Annotated in this window: 19 protein-coding genes; 15 read left to right on the top strand and 4 right to left on the bottom strand. The window is 73.8% G+C overall.

From position 1 onward, the window contains the following. The first annotated feature begins 214 nt into the window (after positions 1-214). The 8 genes from pelF to AB0M03_RS07710 all read left to right on the top strand — a co-directional run bounded on the left by pelF (position 215) and on the right by AB0M03_RS07710 (position 8,701). Entirely contained in the window at positions 215-1,723 is a 1,509-nt protein-coding gene (pelF, locus tag AB0M03_RS07745) for a GT4 family glycosyltransferase PelF (protein WP_363489766.1), read from the top strand. After that, the gene (locus AB0M03_RS07740; RefSeq protein ID WP_363489574.1) at positions 1,720-3,276 is read left to right on the top strand and encodes a hypothetical protein; all 1,557 of its coding nucleotides are present in this window, start codon (positions 1,720-1,722) and stop codon (positions 3,274-3,276) included. Before pelF ends, AB0M03_RS07740 begins: the two co-directional genes overlap by 4 nt. A 114-nt stretch (positions 3,277-3,390) precedes the next feature. Continuing rightward, positions 3,391-4,392 carry an SDR family NAD(P)-dependent oxidoreductase gene (locus tag AB0M03_RS07735; RefSeq protein WP_363489572.1) on the top strand — a complete coding sequence of 334 codons (1,002 nt, stop codon included), beginning with the start codon at positions 3,391-3,393 and terminating at the stop codon, positions 4,390-4,392. A 41-nt stretch (positions 4,393-4,433) separates the two neighbouring features. Further along, the gene (locus AB0M03_RS07730; protein WP_363489570.1) at positions 4,434-5,147 is read left to right on the top strand and encodes a sugar phosphate nucleotidyltransferase; all 714 of its coding nucleotides are present in this window, start codon (positions 4,434-4,436) and stop codon (positions 5,145-5,147) included. Between the two features lie 3 nt (positions 5,148-5,150). Then, a complete protein-coding gene (locus AB0M03_RS07725) occupies positions 5,151-6,059 on the top strand; it encodes an NAD-dependent epimerase/dehydratase family protein (RefSeq protein ID WP_363489568.1) in 909 nt (302 codons plus the stop codon). Further along, complete coding sequence (locus AB0M03_RS07720; protein WP_363489566.1) at positions 6,059-6,763, top strand: spherulation-specific family 4 protein; 705 nt, start codon at positions 6,059-6,061, stop codon at positions 6,761-6,763. The genes AB0M03_RS07725 and AB0M03_RS07720 overlap by 1 nt, the downstream gene beginning before the upstream one ends. After that, positions 6,763-7,710 carry an endo alpha-1,4 polygalactosaminidase gene (locus AB0M03_RS07715; protein ID WP_363489564.1) on the top strand — a complete coding sequence of 316 codons (948 nt, stop codon included), beginning with the start codon at positions 6,763-6,765 and terminating at the stop codon, positions 7,708-7,710. Before AB0M03_RS07720 ends, AB0M03_RS07715 begins: the two co-directional genes overlap by 1 nt. Positions 7,711-7,807: 97 nt before the next feature. Beyond that, positions 7,808-8,701, top strand: a complete 894-nt coding sequence (locus tag AB0M03_RS07710; protein ID WP_363489562.1) for a protocatechuate dioxygenase — start codon at positions 7,808-7,810, stop codon at positions 8,699-8,701. Positions 8,702-8,705: 4 nt separating this feature from the next. Here AB0M03_RS07710 and AB0M03_RS07705 read toward each other — a convergent pair whose 3' ends face one another. Next, positions 8,706-9,680, bottom strand: coding sequence for an MBL fold metallo-hydrolase (locus tag AB0M03_RS07705; protein WP_363489560.1), 975 nt, complete (start codon positions 9,678-9,680; stop codon positions 8,706-8,708). Between the two features lie 309 nt (positions 9,681-9,989). Between AB0M03_RS07705 and AB0M03_RS07700 the strand changes: the two genes are divergently transcribed. From AB0M03_RS07700 to AB0M03_RS07680, 5 genes are all read left to right on the top strand, one after another. Continuing rightward, complete coding sequence (locus AB0M03_RS07700) at positions 9,990-11,303, top strand: DUF1996 domain-containing protein (protein ID WP_363489558.1); 1,314 nt, start codon at positions 9,990-9,992, stop codon at positions 11,301-11,303. 67 nt (positions 11,304-11,370) lie between these two features. After that, on the top strand, positions 11,371-11,934 hold the full coding sequence (locus AB0M03_RS07695; protein WP_363489556.1) for a DUF305 domain-containing protein: 564 nt from the start codon (positions 11,371-11,373) through the stop codon (positions 11,932-11,934). A gap of 153 nt (positions 11,935-12,087) precedes the next feature. Beyond that, positions 12,088-12,501 carry a cytidine deaminase gene (locus AB0M03_RS07690; RefSeq protein WP_363489554.1) on the top strand — a complete coding sequence of 138 codons (414 nt, stop codon included), beginning with the start codon at positions 12,088-12,090 and terminating at the stop codon, positions 12,499-12,501. Between the two features lie 200 nt (positions 12,502-12,701). Next, positions 12,702-13,082, top strand: a complete 381-nt coding sequence (locus AB0M03_RS07685) for a hypothetical protein (RefSeq protein ID WP_363489552.1) — start codon at positions 12,702-12,704, stop codon at positions 13,080-13,082. A 148-nt stretch (positions 13,083-13,230) separates the two neighbouring features. Then, positions 13,231-14,133 (top strand): hypothetical protein, encoded by a 903-nt coding sequence (locus AB0M03_RS07680; RefSeq protein ID WP_363489550.1) that lies wholly within the window; start codon positions 13,231-13,233, stop codon positions 14,131-14,133. Between the two features lie 168 nt (positions 14,134-14,301). Here the strand turns inward: AB0M03_RS07680 and AB0M03_RS07675 are convergent, their stop codons facing one another. The 3 genes from AB0M03_RS07675 to AB0M03_RS07665 form a co-directional block, all read right to left on the bottom strand. Further along, positions 14,302-15,882: a M4 family metallopeptidase gene (locus AB0M03_RS07675; RefSeq protein ID WP_363489548.1), complete on the bottom strand. Its 1,581-nt coding sequence runs from the start codon at positions 15,880-15,882 to the stop codon at positions 14,302-14,304. Between the two features lie 606 nt (positions 15,883-16,488). Next, complete coding sequence (locus AB0M03_RS07670) at positions 16,489-17,388, bottom strand: aldo/keto reductase (protein WP_363489546.1); 900 nt, start codon at positions 17,386-17,388, stop codon at positions 16,489-16,491. A gap of 164 nt (positions 17,389-17,552) precedes the next feature. Beyond that, on the bottom strand, positions 17,553-18,260 hold the full coding sequence (locus AB0M03_RS07665; RefSeq protein ID WP_363489544.1) for a TetR/AcrR family transcriptional regulator: 708 nt from the start codon (positions 18,258-18,260) through the stop codon (positions 17,553-17,555). Positions 18,261-18,432: 172 nt separating this feature from the next. Here AB0M03_RS07665 and AB0M03_RS07660 point away from each other — a divergent pair, with 172 nt between their 5' ends. Continuing rightward, complete coding sequence (locus AB0M03_RS07660) at positions 18,433-19,395, top strand: NAD-dependent epimerase/dehydratase family protein (RefSeq protein WP_363489542.1); 963 nt, start codon at positions 18,433-18,435, stop codon at positions 19,393-19,395. A gap of 229 nt (positions 19,396-19,624) precedes the next feature. After that, a complete protein-coding gene (locus AB0M03_RS07655) occupies positions 19,625-21,535 on the top strand; it encodes a protein kinase (RefSeq protein WP_363489540.1) in 1,911 nt (636 codons plus the stop codon). The last annotated feature ends 1 nt before the right edge of the window (position 21,536 follow it).

The raw sequence follows: 21,536 nt of genomic DNA, 5'->3' as shown, positions 1-21,536 counted from the left end.
CGGGCGGTCCGGGCCGGGGAGCGACCCTCCCCGGCCCGGCCACCGCCCCGCACCACGCGCACCGACACCGCCCGCCTGCCCGGGGGCGGGATTTCCTGGGGGGGAATCCATGAACACACGTCTGCACGCCGTGCCCGCGGCCGGCACCGAGCCCGAAGCGTTGGGCGCGGTACGCCCGGTCGACCTGGCGCACCTGGTCGGCACCCGCGTGACCATGCTCACCGAGGGCACCTACCCGCACAGCCACGGCGGCGTCAGCGTCTGGTGCGACCAGCTCGTCACCGGCATGCCCGACACCGAGTTCCGGGTCATCGCGATCACCGGCACCGCCGGCCAGCCGCTCGCCTGGGACCTCCCCGCGCACGTCACCGACGTCCGCGCCGTCCCGCTCTGGGGCCCCGCCCCGCCCGGCCAGGCACCGAAGGGAGCCGCCATGCGCGCCTTCCTCACCGGTTACGAGCGCTTCCTGCTCTCCCTCCTCGACCCCGCCGAGGAGGACGCCTTCGGCCCCGAGCTGTACGTCCTCGCCGACCACGCCCGGGCCGGCCGGCTCAGCCCCGCACTGCGCTCCGAGGCCGCCCTGCGCGTCCTCGCCGCCGTCTGGAACCGCCCCCACCTGGCCACCTCGGCCGCCAAGCCCAGCCTGCACGACGCCCTCACCGCCACCGAACTCCTCGAGCACGCGCTGCGCCCGCTCGCGGCCCACCCCAAGCCCGGCGGCGTCCTGCACGCCGTCAGCGGCGGTCTCGCCGCCCTGCCAGGCCTGGTCGGCAACCACCTGCACGGCACCCCGTTCCTGCTCACCGAGCACGGCATCTACCTGCGCGAGCGCTACCTCGGCTACGGCACCGGCTACGCCTGGCCGGTCAAGGCCCTGGTGCTCGGCTTCTACCGGATGCTCGCCGTCGAGAGCTACGCCCGGGCCGCCCTGGTCACCCCCGGCAACCGCTACAACCGCCGTTGGGAGGAGCGCGCCGGAGCCCCCGCCGAGCGCATCCGCACCGTCTACAACGGCGTCGACCCGGCCGCGTTCCCGCCCGCCGGGCCCGAACCCGAGGTGCCCACCCTCAGCTGGGCCGGCCGGGTCGACCCGATCAAGGACCTGGAGACGCTGATCCGGGCCTTCGCCATCGTCCGCGCCGAGATACCCGGCGCCCGGCTGCGGCTGTTCGGCGGCACCCCCGCCGGCGGCGCCGCGTACCGGGAGCGCTGCGAGGCCCTCGCCGTCGACCTCGGCATCGGCGACGCGGTGGTCTTCGAGGGCCGCGTCGACGACATCCGGGACGCCTACGCCGCCGGCAACGTGGTCATGCTCTCCAGCATCAGCGAGGGCTTCCCCTTCACCCTCATCGAGGCGATGTCCTGCGGCCGCGCCACCGTCTCCACCGACGTCGGCGGCGTCCGGGAGGCCGTCGGCGACACCGGCCTCGTCGTCCCGCCCCGCGAGCCCGAGGCGATGGCCAAGGCCGCCCTCGAACTCCTCCGCGACTCCGACCGCCGCGCCGAAATGGGCCGCGGCGCGCGCATGCGCGTCATCGAGCAGTTCACCCTCCGCCAGACCATCGACTCCTTCCGCGACATCTACCGCGAGCTCGACCGCCGCGACCGCTTCCGGACCGCCGACGACAGCGGACCCTTCGACTGGTGGACGCCCGCGCAGCGCGAGGAGGCCGCCGCCGCAGAGGCCGCGGCCGGCCGGTCCGCCGTCGGGGCCGCCGGATGAGCACCCTGCTGAACCTCTCCGAGGACGGGCCGCGCCCCGAGGACACCGTCGTCCTGCACCTGCCGCCGCGCCGCAAGGACGCCGACCGGCCGGACGAGACGCTCGCCCTGCGCGTCCCGCCGCCCGGCGAGCTCACCAAGGACGCGGCCGGCGCGGCCCGCAACCCGGACGAGACCCTCGCGCTGCGGGTGGTCGAACCCGGCGCGGCCGAGCCCGTGCCGCTGCCCGACGACCCGCTCGACGAACTCGCCGAACGGCTCGCCGACGTCTGCGCCCGCGCCGTCCACCCCTTCGAGATCGCCGCGGTGCTGGAGTCCGACGGCCTGACGGACGAGCAGGCCGCCGTCCGCTACGGCCGCACCGACTCCTTCGCCATCGCCGAGGAACTGTTCGCCCGCACCGAGCGGCGCCACCCCGCGCCGCCCGAGCCCAACGACCCCTGGCAGGCCGACCCGCTGCGCACCGTGCTGCGCGGCCTGCTGTTCGCCCTCCCGGGCCTCGCCTACCTGCCGACCGCACGCTTCCTCCAGAGCGCCGGCGCAGGCAGCGCCCTCGCCCTGACCGCCCTGGTCGGCTGGGGGCTCAACCAGGCGCTCGCCCACCGGGCGTACGCCTGGCGGTCCGTCGGCGCCCGGTCCGCGGTCGGGCGCAGCCTGCTGCGCGGCGGTCTCACCGCCACCGCGCTCGGCACGGCGGCGGCCGCCCTCGCAGGGGCGGACACGGCCGTGCTGCTGTTCGCCGCCGGACAGTCGCTGTACCTCGCCTGCGCGACCGTCCTGCTGATCACCCGTCGGGCCAAGCGGCTGATGGGCGCACTCGCGCCGACCGCCGCCGGGGCCGCGGCCACCCTCGCCGTCGACCTGCCGGACTGGCTGCGGATCGCCGGCCCCGCCCTGTCGCTCGCCCTCGCCGCCGTCTTCGCCGGCATCGAGATCTGGCTGCGGCTGCGGGCCGGCGACGAGGCCCCGGCGGGCGGCGTGCCGCTCGCCGACAGCCTGCCGCACGGCCTGTTCGGCCTGGCGGTGGGCGCCCTGGTCATCACCGCCTCCTTCGGCGACCCGTGGCGGCCCGCCGTCCCCGGCGGGGCCTCGGCGGCCGTGGCGCTGACGCTCAGCATGGGTCTGGCCGAGTGGCTGCTCTTCCGGTTCCGCAGCCGGTCGGTGACGGCGCTGCACACCAGCACCACCGCCGACCAGTTCCGCAACCGCACCGACCGCACGCTCCTCCTGCTGATCGCGGGCTACCTCACCGTGCTCGCCGCCCTCGGCACCGGAGCCTGCCTGCTCTGGACGGGGAAGCTCCCCGACCCCGTCCAGCTCGGCGGCCTGCTGCTGCTCGGCGCCCTGCTCTGGACGGCCCTGCTGCTCCAGGTCTTCGGCGCCGTCTGGCCGCCCGCCCTGATATGCACCGCCGCAGCCCTCGCCGAGAGCACGGCCGGCGCCCTGCACCCGGCCTCGGCCACCGCGGCCCGGCTCATAGCCACCGGCCTCGCCGTGGGCGCGACCATATGCGTCGCCCGCGCCAGGACGGGCCGCATCACCGCGCACAGATGACGCGGTGCCCGCCCCGGCGGGCCCCCGCCGCAACCGCGGCACCCCTGTACCCCCACCGCGCGCCCCCCGAGGGCCGCGAGCCGAACCACACGTCCACACCACCGGAGGCTCGCCATGAGCAACACCACCACCGCCGCCGTCACCGGAGCCGAGGGCTTCATCGGCTCCCACCTCGTCGAGAAGCTCGTCGCCGACGGGCACCGCGTCCGCGCCATGGTCCAGTACAACTCCTTCTCCTCGTTCGGCTGGCTGGAGACCCTGGACAAGGACGTCCTGGACAGCGTGGAGATCGTCCTCGGCGACGTCCGCGACCCGGGCTCGGTGACCGGCCTGGTCAAGGGCACCGACGCGGTGTACCACCTGGCCGCGCTCATCGCGATCCCGTACTCGTACCAGGCCCCGCACTCCTACGTGGAGACCAACGTCACCGGCACCCTCAACGTGCTGGAGGCCGTCCGCCACCTGGAGATCCCGCGCCTGGTGCACACCTCCACCAGCGAGACCTACGGCACCGCGCAGACCGTCCCGATCACCGAGGACCACCCGATCAACACCCAGTCCCCGTACGCGGCCTCCAAGGCCGGCGGCGATCGGCTCGCGGACAGCTACCACGCCAGCTTCGAGACCCCCGTGGTGACGCTCCGTCCGTTCAACACCTTCGGCCCGCGCCAGTCCATGCGCGCCGTCATCCCGACCGTCATCGGCCAGGTCGCGGCCGGGGAGCGCACCATCACCCTCGGCGACCTCCGCCCCACCCGCGACTTCCTCTACGTCAAGGACACCGCCGCCGCGTTCGCGACCGTCGGCACCGCCCCCGCCGAGCAGGTCGTCGGCCGCACCTTCAACGCCGGCACCGGCGGCGAGATCTCCGTCGGCGACCTGGTCACCCTGGTCGGCAAGCTGATGGACGCCGACCTGACGGTACGTGAGGACACCGACCGCATCCGCCCCGCCGCCTCCGAGGTCATGCGCCTGGTCGCCGACGCCACCCGGCTGCGCACCGCCACCGGCTGGGCCCCCGCCCACTCGCTGGAGGAGGGCCTGCTGCACACCATCGAGTTCTTCCGCGACCCGGCCAACCTGGCCCGCTACAAGACCGACCTGTACAACGTCTGATCCGCGCCCGCACCCACCGCACACAGAAAAGGAGCACCAGCATGCACGCTGTCATCCTGGCCGGCGGCAAGGGCGTCCGCCTGCGCCCGTACACCACCGCGCTGCCCAAGCCGCTCGTCCCGATCGGCGACCAGCACGCCATCCTCGAGATCGTCATGCGCCAGCTCGTGGCCGCCGGCTTCGAGAGCTGCACCCTCGCCATCGGCCACCTCGGCCACATCATCCGCGCCTACGTCGGCGACGGCTCCCAGTGGGGCATCGACGTCACCTACACCACCGAGGACAGCCCGCTCGGCACCATGGGCCCGCTGCTCACCATGCTCGACACCCTCCCCGAGCACTTCCTCGTCATGAACGGCGACGTGCTCACCGACCTGCCCTACGGCGACGTCCTCAAGCAGCACACCGACGCCGGCGCGCCGCTCACCATCGCCACCTACGCCCGCAGGGTCAACATCGACTTCGGCGTCCTCACCACCGAGCACGGCCGGGTCACCGAGTTCCGCGAGAAGCCCAGCATGGACTACCACGTCTCGATGGGCGTCTACGGCCTCTCCAGGTCCACCCTCACCCGCTACACCGCGGGCAAGCCGCTCGGCTTCGACGACCTGGTGCTCGACCTCCTGGACGCCGGAACCCCGCCGCAGGCCTACGAGTTCGACGGCTACTGGCTGGACATCGGCCGCCCCGACGACTACGACCGGGCCAACGCGGACTTCCGGGAGAACCGCGACCTGCTGCTGCGGGGTGCCTGAGCCATGGACGTCCTCGTCCTCGGAGCCACCGGCTTCCTGGGCGGCCACATCGCCGAGCACCTGCGCACCCTCCCCGGTGCGCGGGTGCTCCGCGTCGGCCGCTCCGCCACCGCCGACCTGCGGATCGACCTCGCCGACGAGACCGTCGAGGGCCTCACCGCGCTGCTCGCCGACCTCCGCCCGGCGGCGGTGGTGAACTGCGCCGGCGCGGTCACCGGCGACGCCCTGCTGCAGACCGGCCTCAACGCCCGCGGCCCCGCCGTGCTCGCCGCCGCCCTGCGCGCGGCCGTGCCCGGCAGCCGCCTCGTCCACCTCGGCTCCGCCGCCGAGTACGGCGCCTGCGAGCACGGCACCTCGCTCGCCGAGGACGCCGCCCCGCGGCCCGGCGGCCTGTACGGCGCCACCAAGCTGGCCGGCACCCTGGCCGTCGCCGAGGCCGCCGCCCGCGGCCAGGACGCCGTGGTGCTCCGGGTGTTCAACCCGGTCGGCCCCGGCTCGCCCGGCACCTCGCTGGCCGGCCGGCTCGCCGCCGAGATCCGCCGGGCCGGCCCCGGCGGCACCGTCACCGTCGGCGACCTGTCCGCCCACCGCGACTTCGTCGACGCCCGCGACGTCGCCCGGGCGGTGGCCGCCGTCCTCACCGCCGCGAACCCGCTGCCGGCGGTCCTCAACATCGCCGGCGGCGAGGCCCGGCCGGTCCGCGCCGTCGCCGACGCCCTGGTCGCCGCCGCACAGTTCACCGGCCGGATCGAGGAGCACGGCGCAGGCTCCGAGCGCTCCGCCGCCGTCTCCTGGCAGCAGGCCGACATCACCGCCGCCCGCACCCTCGGGTGGGAGCCGCGGATCGCGCTCGCCGACTCGCTGGCCGACCTCTGGCACAGCCTGAAGGACACCCCGGAGCAGACCGCCTGATGGAGCGCCAGCTGGTACCGCTCTACGTGCACCCGGCCGAGGACCCGCCCGCCTGGCGGGCCCTCGTCCGGGCCGCACCGCGCCTGTACGGCGTCGTCGTCAACGCGGCCGACGGCCCCGGCGCCGCCCCCGACCCGGTCCTCGCCGAGCCCTTCGCCGAACTCCGCGAGGCCGGGGTGCGCATCCTCGGCTACGTCGACACCGCGTACGGCCGCCGACCGCACGCCGCCGTCGTCGAGGACCTCCAGCGCCACCGCACCTGGTACGGCACCGACGGCGTCTACTTCGACCAGGCCTGCACCGACCCCGCCTTCCTGCCCTACCAGCGGCGGCTCACCGTCGCCGCCCGCGCCCTCGGCTGCGAAACCGTCGTCCTCGGCCACGGCACCCACCCCGACCCGGCCTACGCCGACGGCACGGTTGCCGACCTGCTGGTCACCTTCGAGGGAGACTGGCAGGCGTACGAGGCGGCGCCCGTGCCGCGCTGGACGGCGGACCACCCGGCGGAACTCTTCTGCCACCTGGTGCACGGCGTGCCGTCCGGCCGGCTGCGCGCCGTCCCCCGCGAGGCCAGACTGCGCGGCGCCGCCGTCCACTACGCGACAACGGGCGACGGCGACAATCCGTGGCGCACCCTGTCATTGGCCCTCACCCCGGCCCTCGCGGGGCCAGCCCTCTCGCCCACCCGGACGGAGACCGACTGATGACCCGCCGACCGCACCCCGCCGCCCTCGCCGCAGCCGCCCTGCTGCTCACCCTCGCCGGGTGCTCGAGCGGGGGCGAGGACGACGGCCCCGACCCGGACGAGCCCACCGCCACCGCCTCCGGGACGGCGAACCCGGCACCGTCCGGCTCGGCCCCGGCGAGCGGCAGCCCGTCGGCGAGCGCCTCGCCGACGCCCGGCAGCGACTCGGTGCCTTCCGGCTCCCCGTCCGGCGCCCGCCCGACCGCCGCCCGCTGGCAGCCGGCCCCGCGCACCGCCTGGCAGTGGCAGCTCGACGGACGGGTCGACACCGGCATCGACGTGCCGGTCTACGACATCGACGGCTTCGAGAACGACGCCGCCACCGTCGCCGCCCTGCACGCCAAGGGCCGCAAGGTGATCTGCTACGTCAACGTCGGCGCCTACGAGGACTACCGCTCCGACGCGGCGGCCTTCCCGAAGGCCGTGCGCGGCGAGGCCAACGGCTGGAAGGGCGAGTCCTCGCTGGACATCCGCCGCACCGACGTCCTGCTGCCGCTGATGGCCAAGCGCTTCGACATGTGCCGCGACAAGGGATTCGACGCCGTCGAACCCGACCTGGTCGAGAACTACCGCGCCGACACCGGCTTCCCGATCAGCGCCGCCGACCAGATCGCCTACAACAAGGCCATCGCCAAACTCGCCCACGACCGCGGCCTCGCCGTCGGCCTCAAGAACGACCTCGACCAGATCCCGGCCCTGGTCGGCGACTTCGACTTCGCGGTCAACGAGCAGTGCGCCGAGTTCGACGAGTGCGACGCCCTCAAGCCCTTCATCGCAGCCGGCAAGGCGGTCTTCCACGTCGAGTACAAGACGCCCAGCGCCCAGTACTGCGCCAAGAGCCGGCAGATCGGCCTCAGCTCGATGACCAAGCGCCTGGAACTCGACGCCTGGCGGCAGCCCTGCTGAGCCGGTGACCGGGTGGCCCGGCCGCCCGGGCGGGCTTCTCATGGTCGGTCGAGCGTGTCCACAGGCCGGTCTCATCCGCGCGGCCCGGCATCGTGGCATGGAACACGACCACGACGAGGGCCGGCGGGTCAGCCGGCGGACCGCCCTGGCCGGGCTCGGCAGCATCGGGCTCGGTGCACTCCTCGCCGCCTGCGGCCGGGGCGGCGGCAGCACCACCACGGCCACCGCCTCGGACGGCGCGACCGTCTCCGTCTCGCCGCAGGCGACCGGCACCGGCGACCTCACCGGCCTGTTCGCCGGCGCCAACACCTGCACCCTCTCGCCCTCGACGACCCAGGGCCCCTACTACTTCGACGCCGACAAGATCCGCTCGGACATCCGGGAGGACCGCGCGGGCTCCCGGCTGCGGCTGGCGATCCGCGTCCAGGACAGCGAGACCTGCCAGGCGCTGCCCGACGCCGTGGTGGAGATCTGGCACTGCGACGCGGCCGGCCACTACTCCGGCGCCGAGGCGCTCTCCACGGGCGGAGGCGGGGCACCCGGCGGCGGAGCACAGGGTGGCACGCCGCCGTCGGGACCGCCGCCGTCCGGAGCCCCGGGCGGCGGCGGCAACGGGGGCCAGGGCGGCCAGGCCGACCTCGTCCCGCAGGACGACAAGCGCTACCTGCGCGGCGCCCAGGTCACCGACAAGAACGGCATCGTCTCCTTCACCACCGTCTGGCCCGGCTGGTACTCCGGCCGCACCGTGCACATCCACGCCATGGTCCACGTGAACGACGAACGGACCCTCACCACCCAGCTGATGATGGACGAGAAGCTCAACTCGGCCGTCCTCGCGAAACAGCCCTACGCGGCGCACACCGGCCGCGACACCTTCAACGACGGCGACAGCATCTACGAGCCCGCCATGCTGCTGAAGATCACCGAGGACGGCGACGGCCACCTCGGCGTCATCACCCTCGCCGCCGACCCGGACAGGGACGGACGGTAGCCCGTCAGCCGCCGCTCCGCCGGTGCTGCTCCGGCAGGCTGCTCTCCGGGTGCACCCAGAGCAGCACGTTGTCCGGCCCGCCCTGCGCCCGCTCCGACCGGAAGAAGTCCAGCACCTCCCGGTCGGAGTGGCGCAGGCTGAAGTGCGTCAGCACGAACAGCGTCTCCGGGTACGCCTCCACCACCGGCCGCAGGCGGCTCCACACGGTGTGCCCGACCCGGTCGGCCCGCTCCAGCTCGGCGTCGTCCAGGTACGTGCACTCGGTGATCACCACCGGGTACTCGAAGAGCCACGGGTTCCGCTCGAAGACGTTCACATGAGTGTCGCCGAGGTAGGCGAACAGCGGCCGGCGGACCTCCCGTTCGACCTCCGCGCCCTCCCGGCGGCGCTGCGCCACGATCCGTCCGAACTCCGCGCCGCGCCCCTCGGCGAGCAGTGTCCGCCGCAGCTCCTCGTACTCGGGGGCGAGGGCGGTCCGCACCTCGGAGAAGGCGTACCCCACGCACGGCACCTTGTGCTCGCACTCCACCACCCGGACGCGGTGGCCGCCGCGCCCGAAGGCGAACTCGTCGCCGCCCGCCACCCCGTGCAGCCGGTGCCCGGCCAGCGCCGGATCGTAGGCAGGGCCGTGGTCGAGTTCGGCCGAGGCGCGCAGGTAGGACTCCACGTACGGCACGGCCGCGGCCGGCAGGTGGATGTCGACCCCGGCGGCCTTGGCGGCGAGGAAGTCCAGGTCCTTGGCGTGGTCGGCGTGGGTGTGGGTGAGGAAGACGGTGTCCGGCTGCCGGCCCTCGCAGAGCCCGGCGTCGAGGCTGCACCGCAGCTCGGGGATGTGGAAGAAGGTCTTGTCGTTGGCCCGCGAGTAGCCGGTGAGGGTCAGCCGGGTGCCGGGAATCCGCCAGGTCTTCCACTGCCGGAACGGGTGGCCGTCGGCCAGCCGCTCGGGATGGTCGGCCTGTCGTTCGGGCGCCTGCGTCATCGGTGTCCTCCCCATGGACCGCCGGGGCCGGCGGTGGTCGGACCGCCGGGGTCTGGTGCGGCGCCGATCGTAGCGGCCGGGGGTGCAGCAGGCCCGGGGTTTTCAACGCCCGCTGAGCGAGCGCTCTCTGATGACAGGTCCGCCAAGCCCGTCGCCCCGACCGGTGCGTTGACGGAGCACCTTGACGATGTCTTGACACTACTCGACGGGCGCTCCTATCGTCCGTGAGAGAGCGCTCTCTCATGCGGTGCCGCCACCCCACCTCGGGCACCGCGCGCTCGGCTCCGACCCCCACCCGACAGGAGAGCCATGAGTCCCATCGCCATGCGGTCCCGACCGCGCCCGCACGCCCGCCGACGCGCCGTCCGGCGCCACCGCCTGGTCGCCCTGGCCGCCGCCGTGCTCACCGCGGGCGCCGTACTGACCGGCACCTCCGGCCCGGCGCAGGCCGTCGACCAGCCGATCTCGCAGGGCCGGCCGGTCACCGCGTCCTCGCTCGAGAACGCCGCCTACCCGGCCTCGCTCGCCGTCGACGGCAATGAGGGCAGCCGCTGGTCCAGCGCCGCCGCCGACAACCAGTGGATCAGGGTCGACCTCGGCGGCAACGCCGCCATCGACCGGATCGTGCTCAACTGGGAGGCCGCGTACGCCAGCGCCTACCAGATCCAGGTCTCGGCCAACGGCAACGACTGGCTGACGGTGCGCCAGGTCACCGGCTCCACCGGCGGACGGCAGACCCTCGACCTCTCCGCGACCGGCCGCTACGTCCGGGTGCTGGCCACCGCGCGGGCCACGGTCTGGGGCGTCTCGCTCTGGGAGTTCCAGGTGTACGGCGCGCTCGGCACCCAGGGCGTGCCGCCCGGGGCCGTCCGGGTCGCCGAGTTCCTCGCGGACTGCCCGTACAGCCACCGGCTGCCCGACGACCCGATCGTCTTCCCCGGCCTGCCCGGCGCCTCCCACATGCACAGCTTCTTCGGCAACGCCGCCACCGACGCCGACTCCGACCTCGGCAGGCTGGAGAAGTCCGGCGGCACCTGCAACCCGGCCGCCGACGTCTCCTCCTACTGGGTGCCCACCCTGTACGCCGACAACGCCCCCGTGGAGCCGACCGGCACCACCTTCTACTACCTCGGCGAGGGCGTCCGCGACGACGTCATCGCACAGACCCAGCCCTTCCCGCGCGGCCTGCGGATCGTCGCCGGCAACGCCAGGGCGACCGGCCCGAACGACAACAGCATCGCCCGCTGGTCCTGCCTGCACGCGGGCGAGGTCAACCCCTCGCACGACTTCGTCAACTGCCCGGCCGGCTCCATGCTGGAGTCCTACCTGGACTTCCCGCAGTGCTGGAACGGCAAGGACCTCGACTCCGCCGACCACAAGAGCCACATGTCCTACCCCGTGAACGGCGCCTGCCCGGCAACCCACCCGATCCCGGTGCCCAAGCTCCGCCAGGTGCTGCGCTACCCGGTGACCGGCGACCCGTCCCGGCTGCGGTTGGCCTCAGGCCCCGGCTACACCATGCACGGCGACTTCTTCAACGTGTGGCCGGCCGCCGAAATGGCCCGCCGGGTCCGCGACTGCATCGACCCGATCGTCAAGTGCGGTGCCAACGGCACCGCCTGACCCGACGACTCCCACCCCGGTGCGGCGCGGACACCCGTTCGCGCCGCACCGGGACCCAGGAGGAACGATGAGACGAGCCTTCGCCGGCGCGGCACTTGCCGCACTCGCCGTCTGCGGCGGGCTGGCCGCCGTGGCACGGCCCGCCGAGCGATCCGCCCCCGCCGCGGCAGCGCCCGTTGTGGCGGCCCCCGCACCGTACAACCCGACCGACACAGCCTGGCTGCAACTCCTCGTCCCGATGACCGAACAGAACATCCGGCTGGCCGAGTTGACCGCCGCCCGGGCCGCCTCGCCGGAACTGCGCGCACTGGCCGCCGAGATCGCCGAAGGCCACCGGACGGAACTCGCCCGCCTCCGGGAACTCACCCGCCTCGGGGGAGTGACCGGAGACAACCCGCACACCGGCCACGACATGCCCGGCATGACCACCGCCGCCGAGTACATCGAGGCCGAGCACGCCACCGGTGCCGACTTCGACCGCCTGGCCGCCCTGCACCTGCGCGAATACCTGGAGCAGTCCGTCCGTCTCGCCGCCTCCGAGTCCACGGCCGGCAGCGCCGACGCCGCCCGCCGTCTCGCCGCCGACCTCCACCGCACCCGCTCCGCCCAACTCACCCGCCTCGGTCCCTGACCGGCCGTTCCTGCGCGGTGGTCAGTCGGGTCCGCGGAGTCCGGCAGCAGCCGGATCGGGTGGTCGGTGGAGTCGGGCCGACCGCCGATATTCGCTTGCGCGTCCTCGTCACGCGGGCCAACGTGGCCTGACCCTCCGGAGAAGGCAGAGCAGATGACCGCGCAGACCCAGCACGTCGACCACGAACTCGTCCGGGCCGCGGCCGAGGTCGCCCGTACGCGGTGCCGGGGCGACAACCACACCATGGCGGCCGCGGCCCGTGCCCGGGACGGCAGGATCGTCACCGCGGTGAACGCCTATCACTTCACGGGAGGTCCCTGCGCCGAGCTGGTCCTCATCGGCACGGCGGCCGCCCAGGGCGCGTACGAGCTGGAGACGATCGTCGCCGTGGGCGACCGCAACCGAGGGGTCGTTCCCCCGTGCGGGCGGTGCCGTCAGGTCCTCCTCGACTACTTCCCCGCCCTCAAGGTCATCGTCGGCGCCGGCGACCGCATCCGGACCGTTCTCATCACCGACCTGCTGCCCGAGAGCTACGTCTGGGCCGACCACCAGCTCGACACCGAGTGAACCCCACCGCCCGGTGCGGACGGCGCGGCGAATGCTGTTGGACACGTCCCGGGTCGACGCTTCTGTGCATGCGCGGACGGAGTTACCGCTACGTCGGGCCGACCGGGCCGAGGAGTCTCGTCCGGCCGGGCGGTGAGGGTTTCGGCGTGCATTCGCCGGCGGACTTCGAGGTGTGGGTCTCGGCCCGGCCGGCGGAGGAGTTGTCCGAGCCCTTCACCTACGTCGTTGACGGGGCCGGGATCCTGCGGCTCTCGCCGCGTCGCAGCGAGCACGTGGTGTGTGCCGGTGGGGAAGCGGTCCTGAGCGCCGGTGAGATCGGCTTTCGCGCGGACTCCGGCCGGTGGGTGGCCGAGGAGGTCAGCAATCAGTCGACCGGCTACTGCCCGGACGCCTGCTCGTGGCAGGCCGTCGCCGATGCGCTCGACCGGGCCGGGATCTCCGCTCCGTCCGGCTTCACCCACGAAGTGGTGTTCCGGCGCTGCCCTGCCTGCGAGCAGCTGAACATCGTGCGCGAGGCGGACTTCGTCTGCGTCTTCTGCGACGGGTCTCTGCCGCGGGAGTGGAACGTGGACCGGCCCTGACACCGACCGGACCCGGACACGGGCCGGACCGTAAACCGCTGGCGGCGGACGGTGCGGGGGTCGGATGCCGGGCGCGGCGGGAGCTTCCCGCCCCGGCTGCCCCTTCCGTGGGGCCCGGCACGCTCTCGGTACCGAAAGGTGCGCGCACATGCACTTCGGCGTCATCGTCGCTCTCCCGCCCACCGCCCGGGGCGACGTCGCGAAGGCGCTCGTTGCCGCCCTCGGTCCGTTCGACGAGAACCGGGAGGTGGAGGCGTACCGGGAGTACCTGACCGGCGCCCCGGCCGGGATCGGGTGCATCGCCGCGCTGCGCCGCAGCGGGCTGCTGCCCGCCGGCGACGACCTGACCTGGCAGGAGGTCGCCGATGCCCACAACCGCCACTTCGGCACCGAACCGGGCAGCGAGGACGCCCTGCACGTCGACGGGGAGGGCCGCGCCTACTTCATGAGCACCTGCAACCCCGACGCGAAGTGGGACGGATGGGTGGTCGGCGGCCGCTGGCCGGACCACTTCGTGCACCGCCCCGACGCCGCCGGGGATCCCCGCCTGATCGACGATCACCAGGAGGGGGCGGGCGGGGCGCTTCGCTGCGACGGCGGCCCCCGTGCCCTGCTCGACTTCGAGGCGATGCGCGATCTCGAGGAACGCGAGGCCGCCGCGCGCCACGACCGCTGGACGGAACTCGTCGGCGGTCTGCCTGCCGCGCAGCCGTGGCGGCACTTCCAGGCCCGGCACCTGGCGGACCCGGACGGCTACCCGATGGAGCAGGCCCGGGACGACCACCGGACGCAGGCCAGGTGTCGGGCCGCGCACGGCAGCGAGGAATTCCGTTACTGGGACGGCGGGTTCTCGACGGACCGTGCGGAGTACGTGGCGCGGGCCCGGGCCGAGGCCGTCCCGAACTACGCCCTGCTGCGCCTGGACGGGACGTGGACGGAGCCCGGCAGCGACACGGAGGAGGACCGCGCCGCGTACGCGCGGGAGGCGAACGCGTACCTGGACGCGCTGGACGGCGACGTCCTGCTGGTGACCGTCGACTGCCACTGCTGATCCGCCCGGCCGTTCCGATGGCCGGGCGGATCAGCCGCCGTCCCGGATGCCGAGGGCTTCAGTGGTCACCGCGATGCCCACGACGAACGGGCGGCGGGCCCGCAGCCTCCGGTGGCCGTCCGGTGAGTACCGGACGGCCACCGGCCTGCGGGAGCCGTGCGCGGCAGGTCAGCTGACGTTGACCGCCGTCCAGGCCGCCGCGACGGCGGCGTACTCGGCGGACCCGGCACCGTAGAGGTCGGTGGCGGCCTGGAGGGTCGCGGTGCGGGCGCCCTTGTAGTCGGTGGTCGAGGTCATGTAGACGCTGAGCGCCCGGTACCAGACCTGCAGGGCCTTGTCGCGGCCGATGCCGGTGACGGTGGAGCCGTTGTAGGTGGGGGAGTTGTAGCTGACGCCGTTGATGGTCTTCGCGCCGCTGCCCTCGGACAGCAGGTAGAAGAAGTGGTTGGCGACGCCGGACGAGTAGTGGACGTCCAGGCTGCCCACGCTCGAGGACCAGTAGTCGGCGGAGCGGCCGTCCTTGGAGGGCTTGTCCATGTAGCGCAGCGGGGTGCCGTCGCCGCGGATGTCGATGAGTTCGCCGATCAGGTAGTCGCCCTTGTCGGAGGCGAGGTTGGCGTAGAACTCCACGCCGGTGCCGAAGATGTCGCTGGTGGCCTCGTTGAGGCCGCCGGACTCGCCCGAGTAGTTCAGGCCGGCGGTGTTGGCGGTCACGCCGTGGCTCATCTCGTGGCCGGAGACGTCCAGGGAGGTCAGCGGGTGGGTGTTGCTCGCACCGTCGCCGTACGTCATGCAGAAGCAGCTGTCGCTCCAGAAGGCGTTGGAGTAGTTCTTGCCGTAGTGGACGCGGCTGTAGGCGCCGACACCGTCGTTGCGGATGCCGAGGCGGCCGAAGGTGTTCTTGTAGAAGTCCCAGGTGGCGGCGGCGCCGTACTGGGCGTCCACGGCGGCGGACTGGCTGTCGGAGACGGACCCGTTGCCCCAGACGTTGTCGGCGTCGGTGTAGAGCGTGCCCTTGCCGCCCTGCTTGCCGTTCATGGAGACGGTGTACTGGCCGCCCCGGGTGTTGTCCCTGAGTGCGTAGGTCGAGCCCGTGTAGTCGGTGGTGAGCGTGACGCCGCCGACGAAGACGCCGGTGCCCGAGCCGGTGGCGTTGGCGGTCTGCACCTGCTCGTGGGTGGAGAGCACCTCGCCGGTTGCGGCGTCGGTGACGACCACCCGGCTGCTCGGGGTTCCGTCGGTGCGGACGCCCTCGACGGTGGTGCGGTGGGCCAGTCTCGGCCTCCCGGAGGCCGCCCACACGACCAGTTGCGCCGCACCGGCCGCATCCACGGAGGCGAGGGCGGGCTCGTCCCCGTCGGAGACGCCGATGGTGGCTGCGACCGCGCCGTGCGCCTTTGCGGCGGCCTGCGCGGCGGTGAGCTTCGGGGTGAGCGAGGCGGGGGCGATCGAGCCCTGCACGGCGCGGTCGGCGGACCGGATCGCGCCCTGCGCGCTCTGGTGGACTATCAGGTCGCCGCCGAGGACGGGGAGCCCGGCGAAGGTGCGCTCGTAGCGCACGTGCCGGGTGCCGTCGCCGTCCACGACGGTGTCCTTCACGATCAGCTGCTCCTGGGCCGACAGGCCCAGGGCCCGGGCCGTTGCGGTGGGGGCCGGGGCTGCCTGTGCCGCTCCGGCACTGACCTGGATCGCGCCGGCCAGGACGGCCGAGGCGGACAGAACGGCTCCGAGGGCGAGCTTTCGCTTCACGTACGGTTCCTTCCGGGGTCAACCGCGGGTGCGCGGTCGCGCCGGGCTCCGAGGCGCCGGGTTGGCGCTGGCTGGGTGCGGAGCGGGGCGCTGGCGTGGCCGGAATCATGGCGAAGAATCAGGTGCCGGGAAAAGGGCGTCCGCACAAGTGGCAGGACTTCGCCACTTCGATCGGCCGTCCTGTCGGAATTTGGACGGGAATTGTCGGGCGCATATCTGCTGGCAGACCGGCCTTCGGCGGCCCGGGGGCTCCGCGTGCCGGAATCCGGCCGGTCGGCGTGCGGGGCGGGGCGCGTGCCAGGGTGGGTGGCGCAGCCTCGCCACGAACGCCCCTTGCCCGGAGGGAATTGATTCAGTATGCGTCGGAAGCGAATTGGCCTTGCGTCGGAAATGCATTTCGGGCAAGGCTCGGGGGCGAATGCCGGGAGGGGCATCCGCCTCGCCGTGGGACCGGTGACATCGCGGGCCGCACCTGACTCAGCGCCGAAACGCCGTCCGGTGTCACACCCACCCGCACGGGGGTGCCCCCCACCCGCCCTGGGTACGCCGTCTCCGGGCTGCGCGTGCAGCATGTTCCGGGCGCCGTACCTTCTCCGGTCCTGGGAGTCACCGGGCCGCGGCGGCGAGCAGGTTCATCTCCGCGGGGCTGAGCCGGAGTGCTCCTGCCGCGACGTTCGCCTCCAGGTGGTCGGGATCGCCCGTCCCCGGGATGGCCAGTACGTGCGGGCCCTGCTGCAGCGTCCAGGCGAGCCGGACCTGCGCGGCCGAGGCGCCGTGCGCGGCGGCGACGGCGAGCACCTGCGCGCTCTCCGGCCCGGCGGCGGTGGCGCCCTGCTCGCGTCCGGACCCGGCGATCGCGAAGTACGGTACGAAGGCGATGCCGTCGTCGGCGCAGTGCCGCAGGACCTCGTCGTGCGGCCGCCCGTCGAGGGTGAAGCGGTTCTGCACGGCCACCACCGGCGCGACGGCCCGGGCCTCGGCCAGCTGGGCGGGCGTGACGTTGGAGACCCCGAGGTGTCGGATCAGCCCGGCGTCGCGGAGTTCGGCCAGTGCGCCGACGTGCTCGGCGATCGACGACTGGCCCATCCGCCGCAGGTACACCAGGTCGAGGTGGTCGCGGCCGAGTTGGCGCAGGTTCTCCTCGACCTGCCCGCGCAGCTGCTCGGGCTCGGCCGTGTACCACGCACCGGACGGGTCCCGGCCCGGGCCCACCTTGGTGGCGATGACCAGGCCGTCGGGGTACGGCGAGAGGGCGGTGGCGATCAGCTCGTTGGCCGAGCGCAGCCGGGAGAAGTAGAACGAGGCGGTGTCGATGTGGTTGACGCCGAGTTCGACCGCGCGGCGCAGGACCCGGACGGACCTGTCGCGGTCACTGGGCGTGCCCTCGTCGAACGCCGCGCTGCCGGTGAGGCGCATGGCGCCGAGGCCGATGCGGTTCACCCGTAGGTCGCCGAGTGTCCAGGTGCCTGCGGCGGTGGCGTCGATGCCCGTGGCGGTGTGGTTCAACTGTGCTGTCCCCTCCGAATGCTGACGGGGGAGGCATCATGGCGGCCCGTCCGCCGGGTGGAGAAGGGCCGGCGGCCACCGGAAATGTCACATCCCGTACGGGAACGCAGGGATGTGACGAACCGTTGTCCTTTTCGAGGCTGCGGAGCAACCGTGACAGTGCATCACCCCAGTGAGAAGGCCTCGGCGAGCAGTTCGATCTGGGTGGTGAGCAGGGTGTCGCCGGTGTGCCCCATGCCGGTGAAGTGGCCGGAGACCTCCAGGCCGATGGTGCCGTGCAGGGTGCTCCAGGCGAGGACGGTGCCGGTGAGGGCGGTGGCGACGGCCTCGGTGCCGTCGGGGGCGCTGGCGGCCACCCAGGCGGCGACGGCCGCGTCCGCCGCGAGCCAGGCCCGCATCTGGGCGACCACGGGGGCGGTGGCGGGTGCCGGGGTGCCGGCGGCGAAGACGGGCAGGAAGGGCGTGAGGACGGCCCGGGCGCTCGCGAGGGTTTCGGGCGGAGCGGTGTAGCCGGGGGTCGGGGTGCCCTGGATCAGCAGGTAGCGGTGCGGCTGCGCGACGGCCCAGCCGCGGTACGCGGTGGCCAGGGCGTGCAGTCGGGCGCGCGGGCCGGTGCCCGGGTCGGGGGCGGCGGCGACGGCCGCGGCGGCGTCCCCGTAGGCGTCCGAGATGAGGGCGCCGAGCAGGTCGTCCCGGCTGGCGAAGTAGCGGTACAGCGCGGGCCCGGACATGCCGAGCCCCTTGGCGATCTTCACCAGGGCGAGGCCGTCGGTGCCGCCCTCGGCCAGCTGCCGCAGTGCGGCGTCCTTGATCTCGGCGCGGGTCTGCTCCCGGTAGCGGGCGCGCGGGCCGGTCGTACGGGCCTCTGCCATCTCGGCCGCCCTCTCCTCTTCGTTACTGATTGTCGTGGTAGTAAGAGTCTCTCACGATCGACTCGCCATCGCGCTTGCGATTGACACTCGCAACAGTTATAGTCTATAACAGAAGCGAGAGGCGCTCGCGGAGAGAACGGCCCGCCCGTGCGGACCGAAGAGAGGGGACACCATGAACACCCAGGAGCAGCAGCTGCACGTCGTGCTCGGCGCCGGCCCGGCCGGCACGGCCCTTGCGGCGGAGCTCGCCCGCCGTGGCCACGCCGTCCGCCTGGTCGACCGTGCGGGGGAGGGCCCTGCGCCGCAGGGCGTCGAGCGCCGCGCCGGCGACGTCGCCACACCGGCCGGCGCGCTGGCCGCCGTGGAGGGCGCCGACGTCGTCTACCACTGCGTCAACGTCGGCTACCACCTGCAGGTCGAGCTGATGCCGCAGATCCAGCGGGCCGTGCTCGGCGCGGTCGAGAAGACGGGCGCCCGCCTGGTCGTGCTCGACACCCTCTACCCGTACGGCCCGACCGGCGGCGCGCCGATGACCGAGCGCACCCCGTGGAACGCCGTCAGCCGCAAGGGCCGGATGCGGGCCGAACTGGACGAGGCCTACCTGGCCGCGCACCGGGAGGGCCGCGCCCGGGTGGTGCTCGGCCGCTCCGCGGACTTCGTCGGCCCCGGCGTGCTCAACTCCACCCTCGGCGGCGCCGTCTTCCCGGCCGCGCTCACCGGCGGCGAGGTGCTGGGCCTGGGCGACATCGACCTGCCGCACAGCCACACCGACATCCGGGACGTCGCCGCCGGACTCGCCACCCTCGGCGAGCACCCCGAGGCCGACGGCCGGGTCTGGCACCTGCCGACCGCACCGGCCCGGACGCCCCGCAAGGTCCACGCCATGATCGAGGAGCGGATCGGCTGGCCGCTGAACGTCTTCGTCCTGGACACGCCGCGGCCCTTCGGCCCCTTCGACGAGGTGTTCATGGCCGAGTACGCCGAGATGTTCTACCAGCACACCGAGCCGCAGGTGGTGGACTCAGGCGACTTCGAGAAGGCCTTCGGTGCCACCCCGATCCCGCTGGAGCGGACCCTCGACGAGACCCTCGACTGGTACCGGGACCTGCTGGCCGCGCACGCCCCGCGTGCCTGACCGGCCGCCCGACCGGCCGCCCGACCGGCCGGCGCCGAGTACCCGAGCGGTCGGCCCCGCACCCCTGAAGGGCCGGTGCCGCACCACCTCCGCCTACGGGCGCCCGGACGGTTCGTCCAGATCCGGTTCCACGGGCCCGCCGGCCACCGTCGGCGGGCCCGGGCCGCGCATCCCGATCGTGATCCGCCCGCGGTCCGGACAGTCCGTCCCGCCCCCTACGATGACGGGCATGAACACTGGGGGGCCGGAGACGCGGCTCATCGACGGCCGTTTCGAACTGCTGCAGCGCCTCGGCGGCGGAGGCATGGGCCTGGTCTGGCGCGCCCGCGACAACGCCCTGCACCGGGAGGTCGCCCTCAAGGAGGTCCGCCCGCCGGACCCGGCGATGCTCGCAGCCGACCCGGTCGCCGCCCAGGAGCTCCGCGAGCGCGTCCTGCGCGAGGCCCGCGCCCTCGCCCGCCTCCAGCACCCCAACGTGGTGATCATCCACCACATCGTCGACACCCCCGACCAGCCGCACCCCTGGCTGGTCATGGAGCTGGTCAGCGGCGGAAGCCTCGCCGACCGGCTGGCGAACGGTCCGCTGAGCGTCCCCGAGGCGGCCAGGATCGGCCGCGGCGTCCTCGCCGCCCTGCGCTCCGCGCACGCCGCCGGCATCCAGCACCGCGACGTCAAGCCCGGCAACGTCCTGCTGCGCCAGGACGGCACGCCCGTCCTCACCGACTTCGGCATCGCCGCCATGCAGGACGCCACCGCGCTCACCGCCACCGGCTCGCTCATCGGCTCGCCCGAGTACATCGCCCCCGAGCGCATCCGCGGCGGCGCCGGCGACGCCTCCTCCGACCTGTGGTCGCTCGGCATGATGCTGTACGTCGCGATCGAGGGCCACCACCCGCTGCGCCGCTCCACCACCCTGGCCACCCTGGCCGCGGTCCTCGACGAGCCGCTGCCGCCGCCCGTCCGCGGCGCCCAGCTCGGCCCGCTGCTCGGCTCCCTGCTCTCCCGGGATCCGGCCCTCCGCCCCGACGCCGAGATGCTCGACCGGCTGCTGGCCGCGGCCGAGCAGGGCGAGCAGGTCGCCCCGCCCTCCGGCTGGGCGCCGACCGTCAAGGAGACCTTCAAGCAGCCCGGCCCGCCCGAGGCGCCGACCCCCGGCGCCTTCGGTGCCCCCGCGACCGGCTCCCCGGCGCCGTACGGTGCCCCCGGCGTGCCCGGTGCCTTCGGCGCGCCCGCCGGAGGCTACGGCTTCCCCCAGCCCTCCACCGGCCCGAACAACGGCTACGGCTTCCCCCAGCCCTCCACGGGCCCGAACGGCGGTTACGGCTTCCCGCAGTCGCAGACCGGGCCCAACGGCGGCCACGGCTTCCCGCAGTCGCCCACCGGTCCGACGGGCGGCTACGGCCACCCGCAGTCGCCGACCGGCCCGACCGGCGCCTGGACGCCGCAGGGCGGCCACCCCGGCCACCTGCCCACGCCCGCCCGCCGGGGCCGGGTCGTGCTGCTCACCGTGTCGGTGGCCGGCGCCGCCCTCGCCGGCACGCTGGCCTGGAACGCGGCGCAGGGCACCAACGGCGGCAAGAGCAACGCGAACACGGTGACCACCACCGGCGGCACCGGCAGCACCACCGCGACCGGCAGCGGCGGCACGGCCTCGCCCGCGGCCACCACCACCGGGTCCGCCGGCAAGAACGCCCCCGCCCCGAAGGACCTGCTCACCGCGGACGGCGTCCGCGCGGTCGTGGCCGCGATCACCCCGACCGCCGGCACCACGATGATCAACGAGCTGGTGGTCTACCCCACCTACGCGATGGCCGAGACCCCGAAGGCCGACAACGCCAAGCTCTACGACCGCATCGACTACCGCGACGGCCGGACCAGCAAGAAGGCCGGCGGCACCACCATCGGCGACGACAAGCCGGTCGACCTCAAGGTCTACAACTGGGACGTCATCCCGGGCCTGCTGAAGGAGGCCGAGGCGAAGCTGAACGTCAAGAACCCGACGAGCCGCTACCTGATCATCGGCCCGGACATGTTCGACGGCAGCCCGACCATCCGCGTCTACCTCTCCGACGACTACGGCAGCGGCTACCTCTCGGCCGACACCAAGGGCAACGTCATCAAGGCCTACCCGCACGAGTGAC

This window comes from Kitasatospora sp. NPDC051914, assembly GCF_040680995.1.
Classification (GTDB): Bacteria; Actinomycetota; Actinomycetes; order Streptomycetales; family Streptomycetaceae; genus Kitasatospora.
The sequence above is the reverse complement of the archived record's forward strand: the minus strand, read 5'-3'. Positions and strand labels throughout refer to the sequence as shown.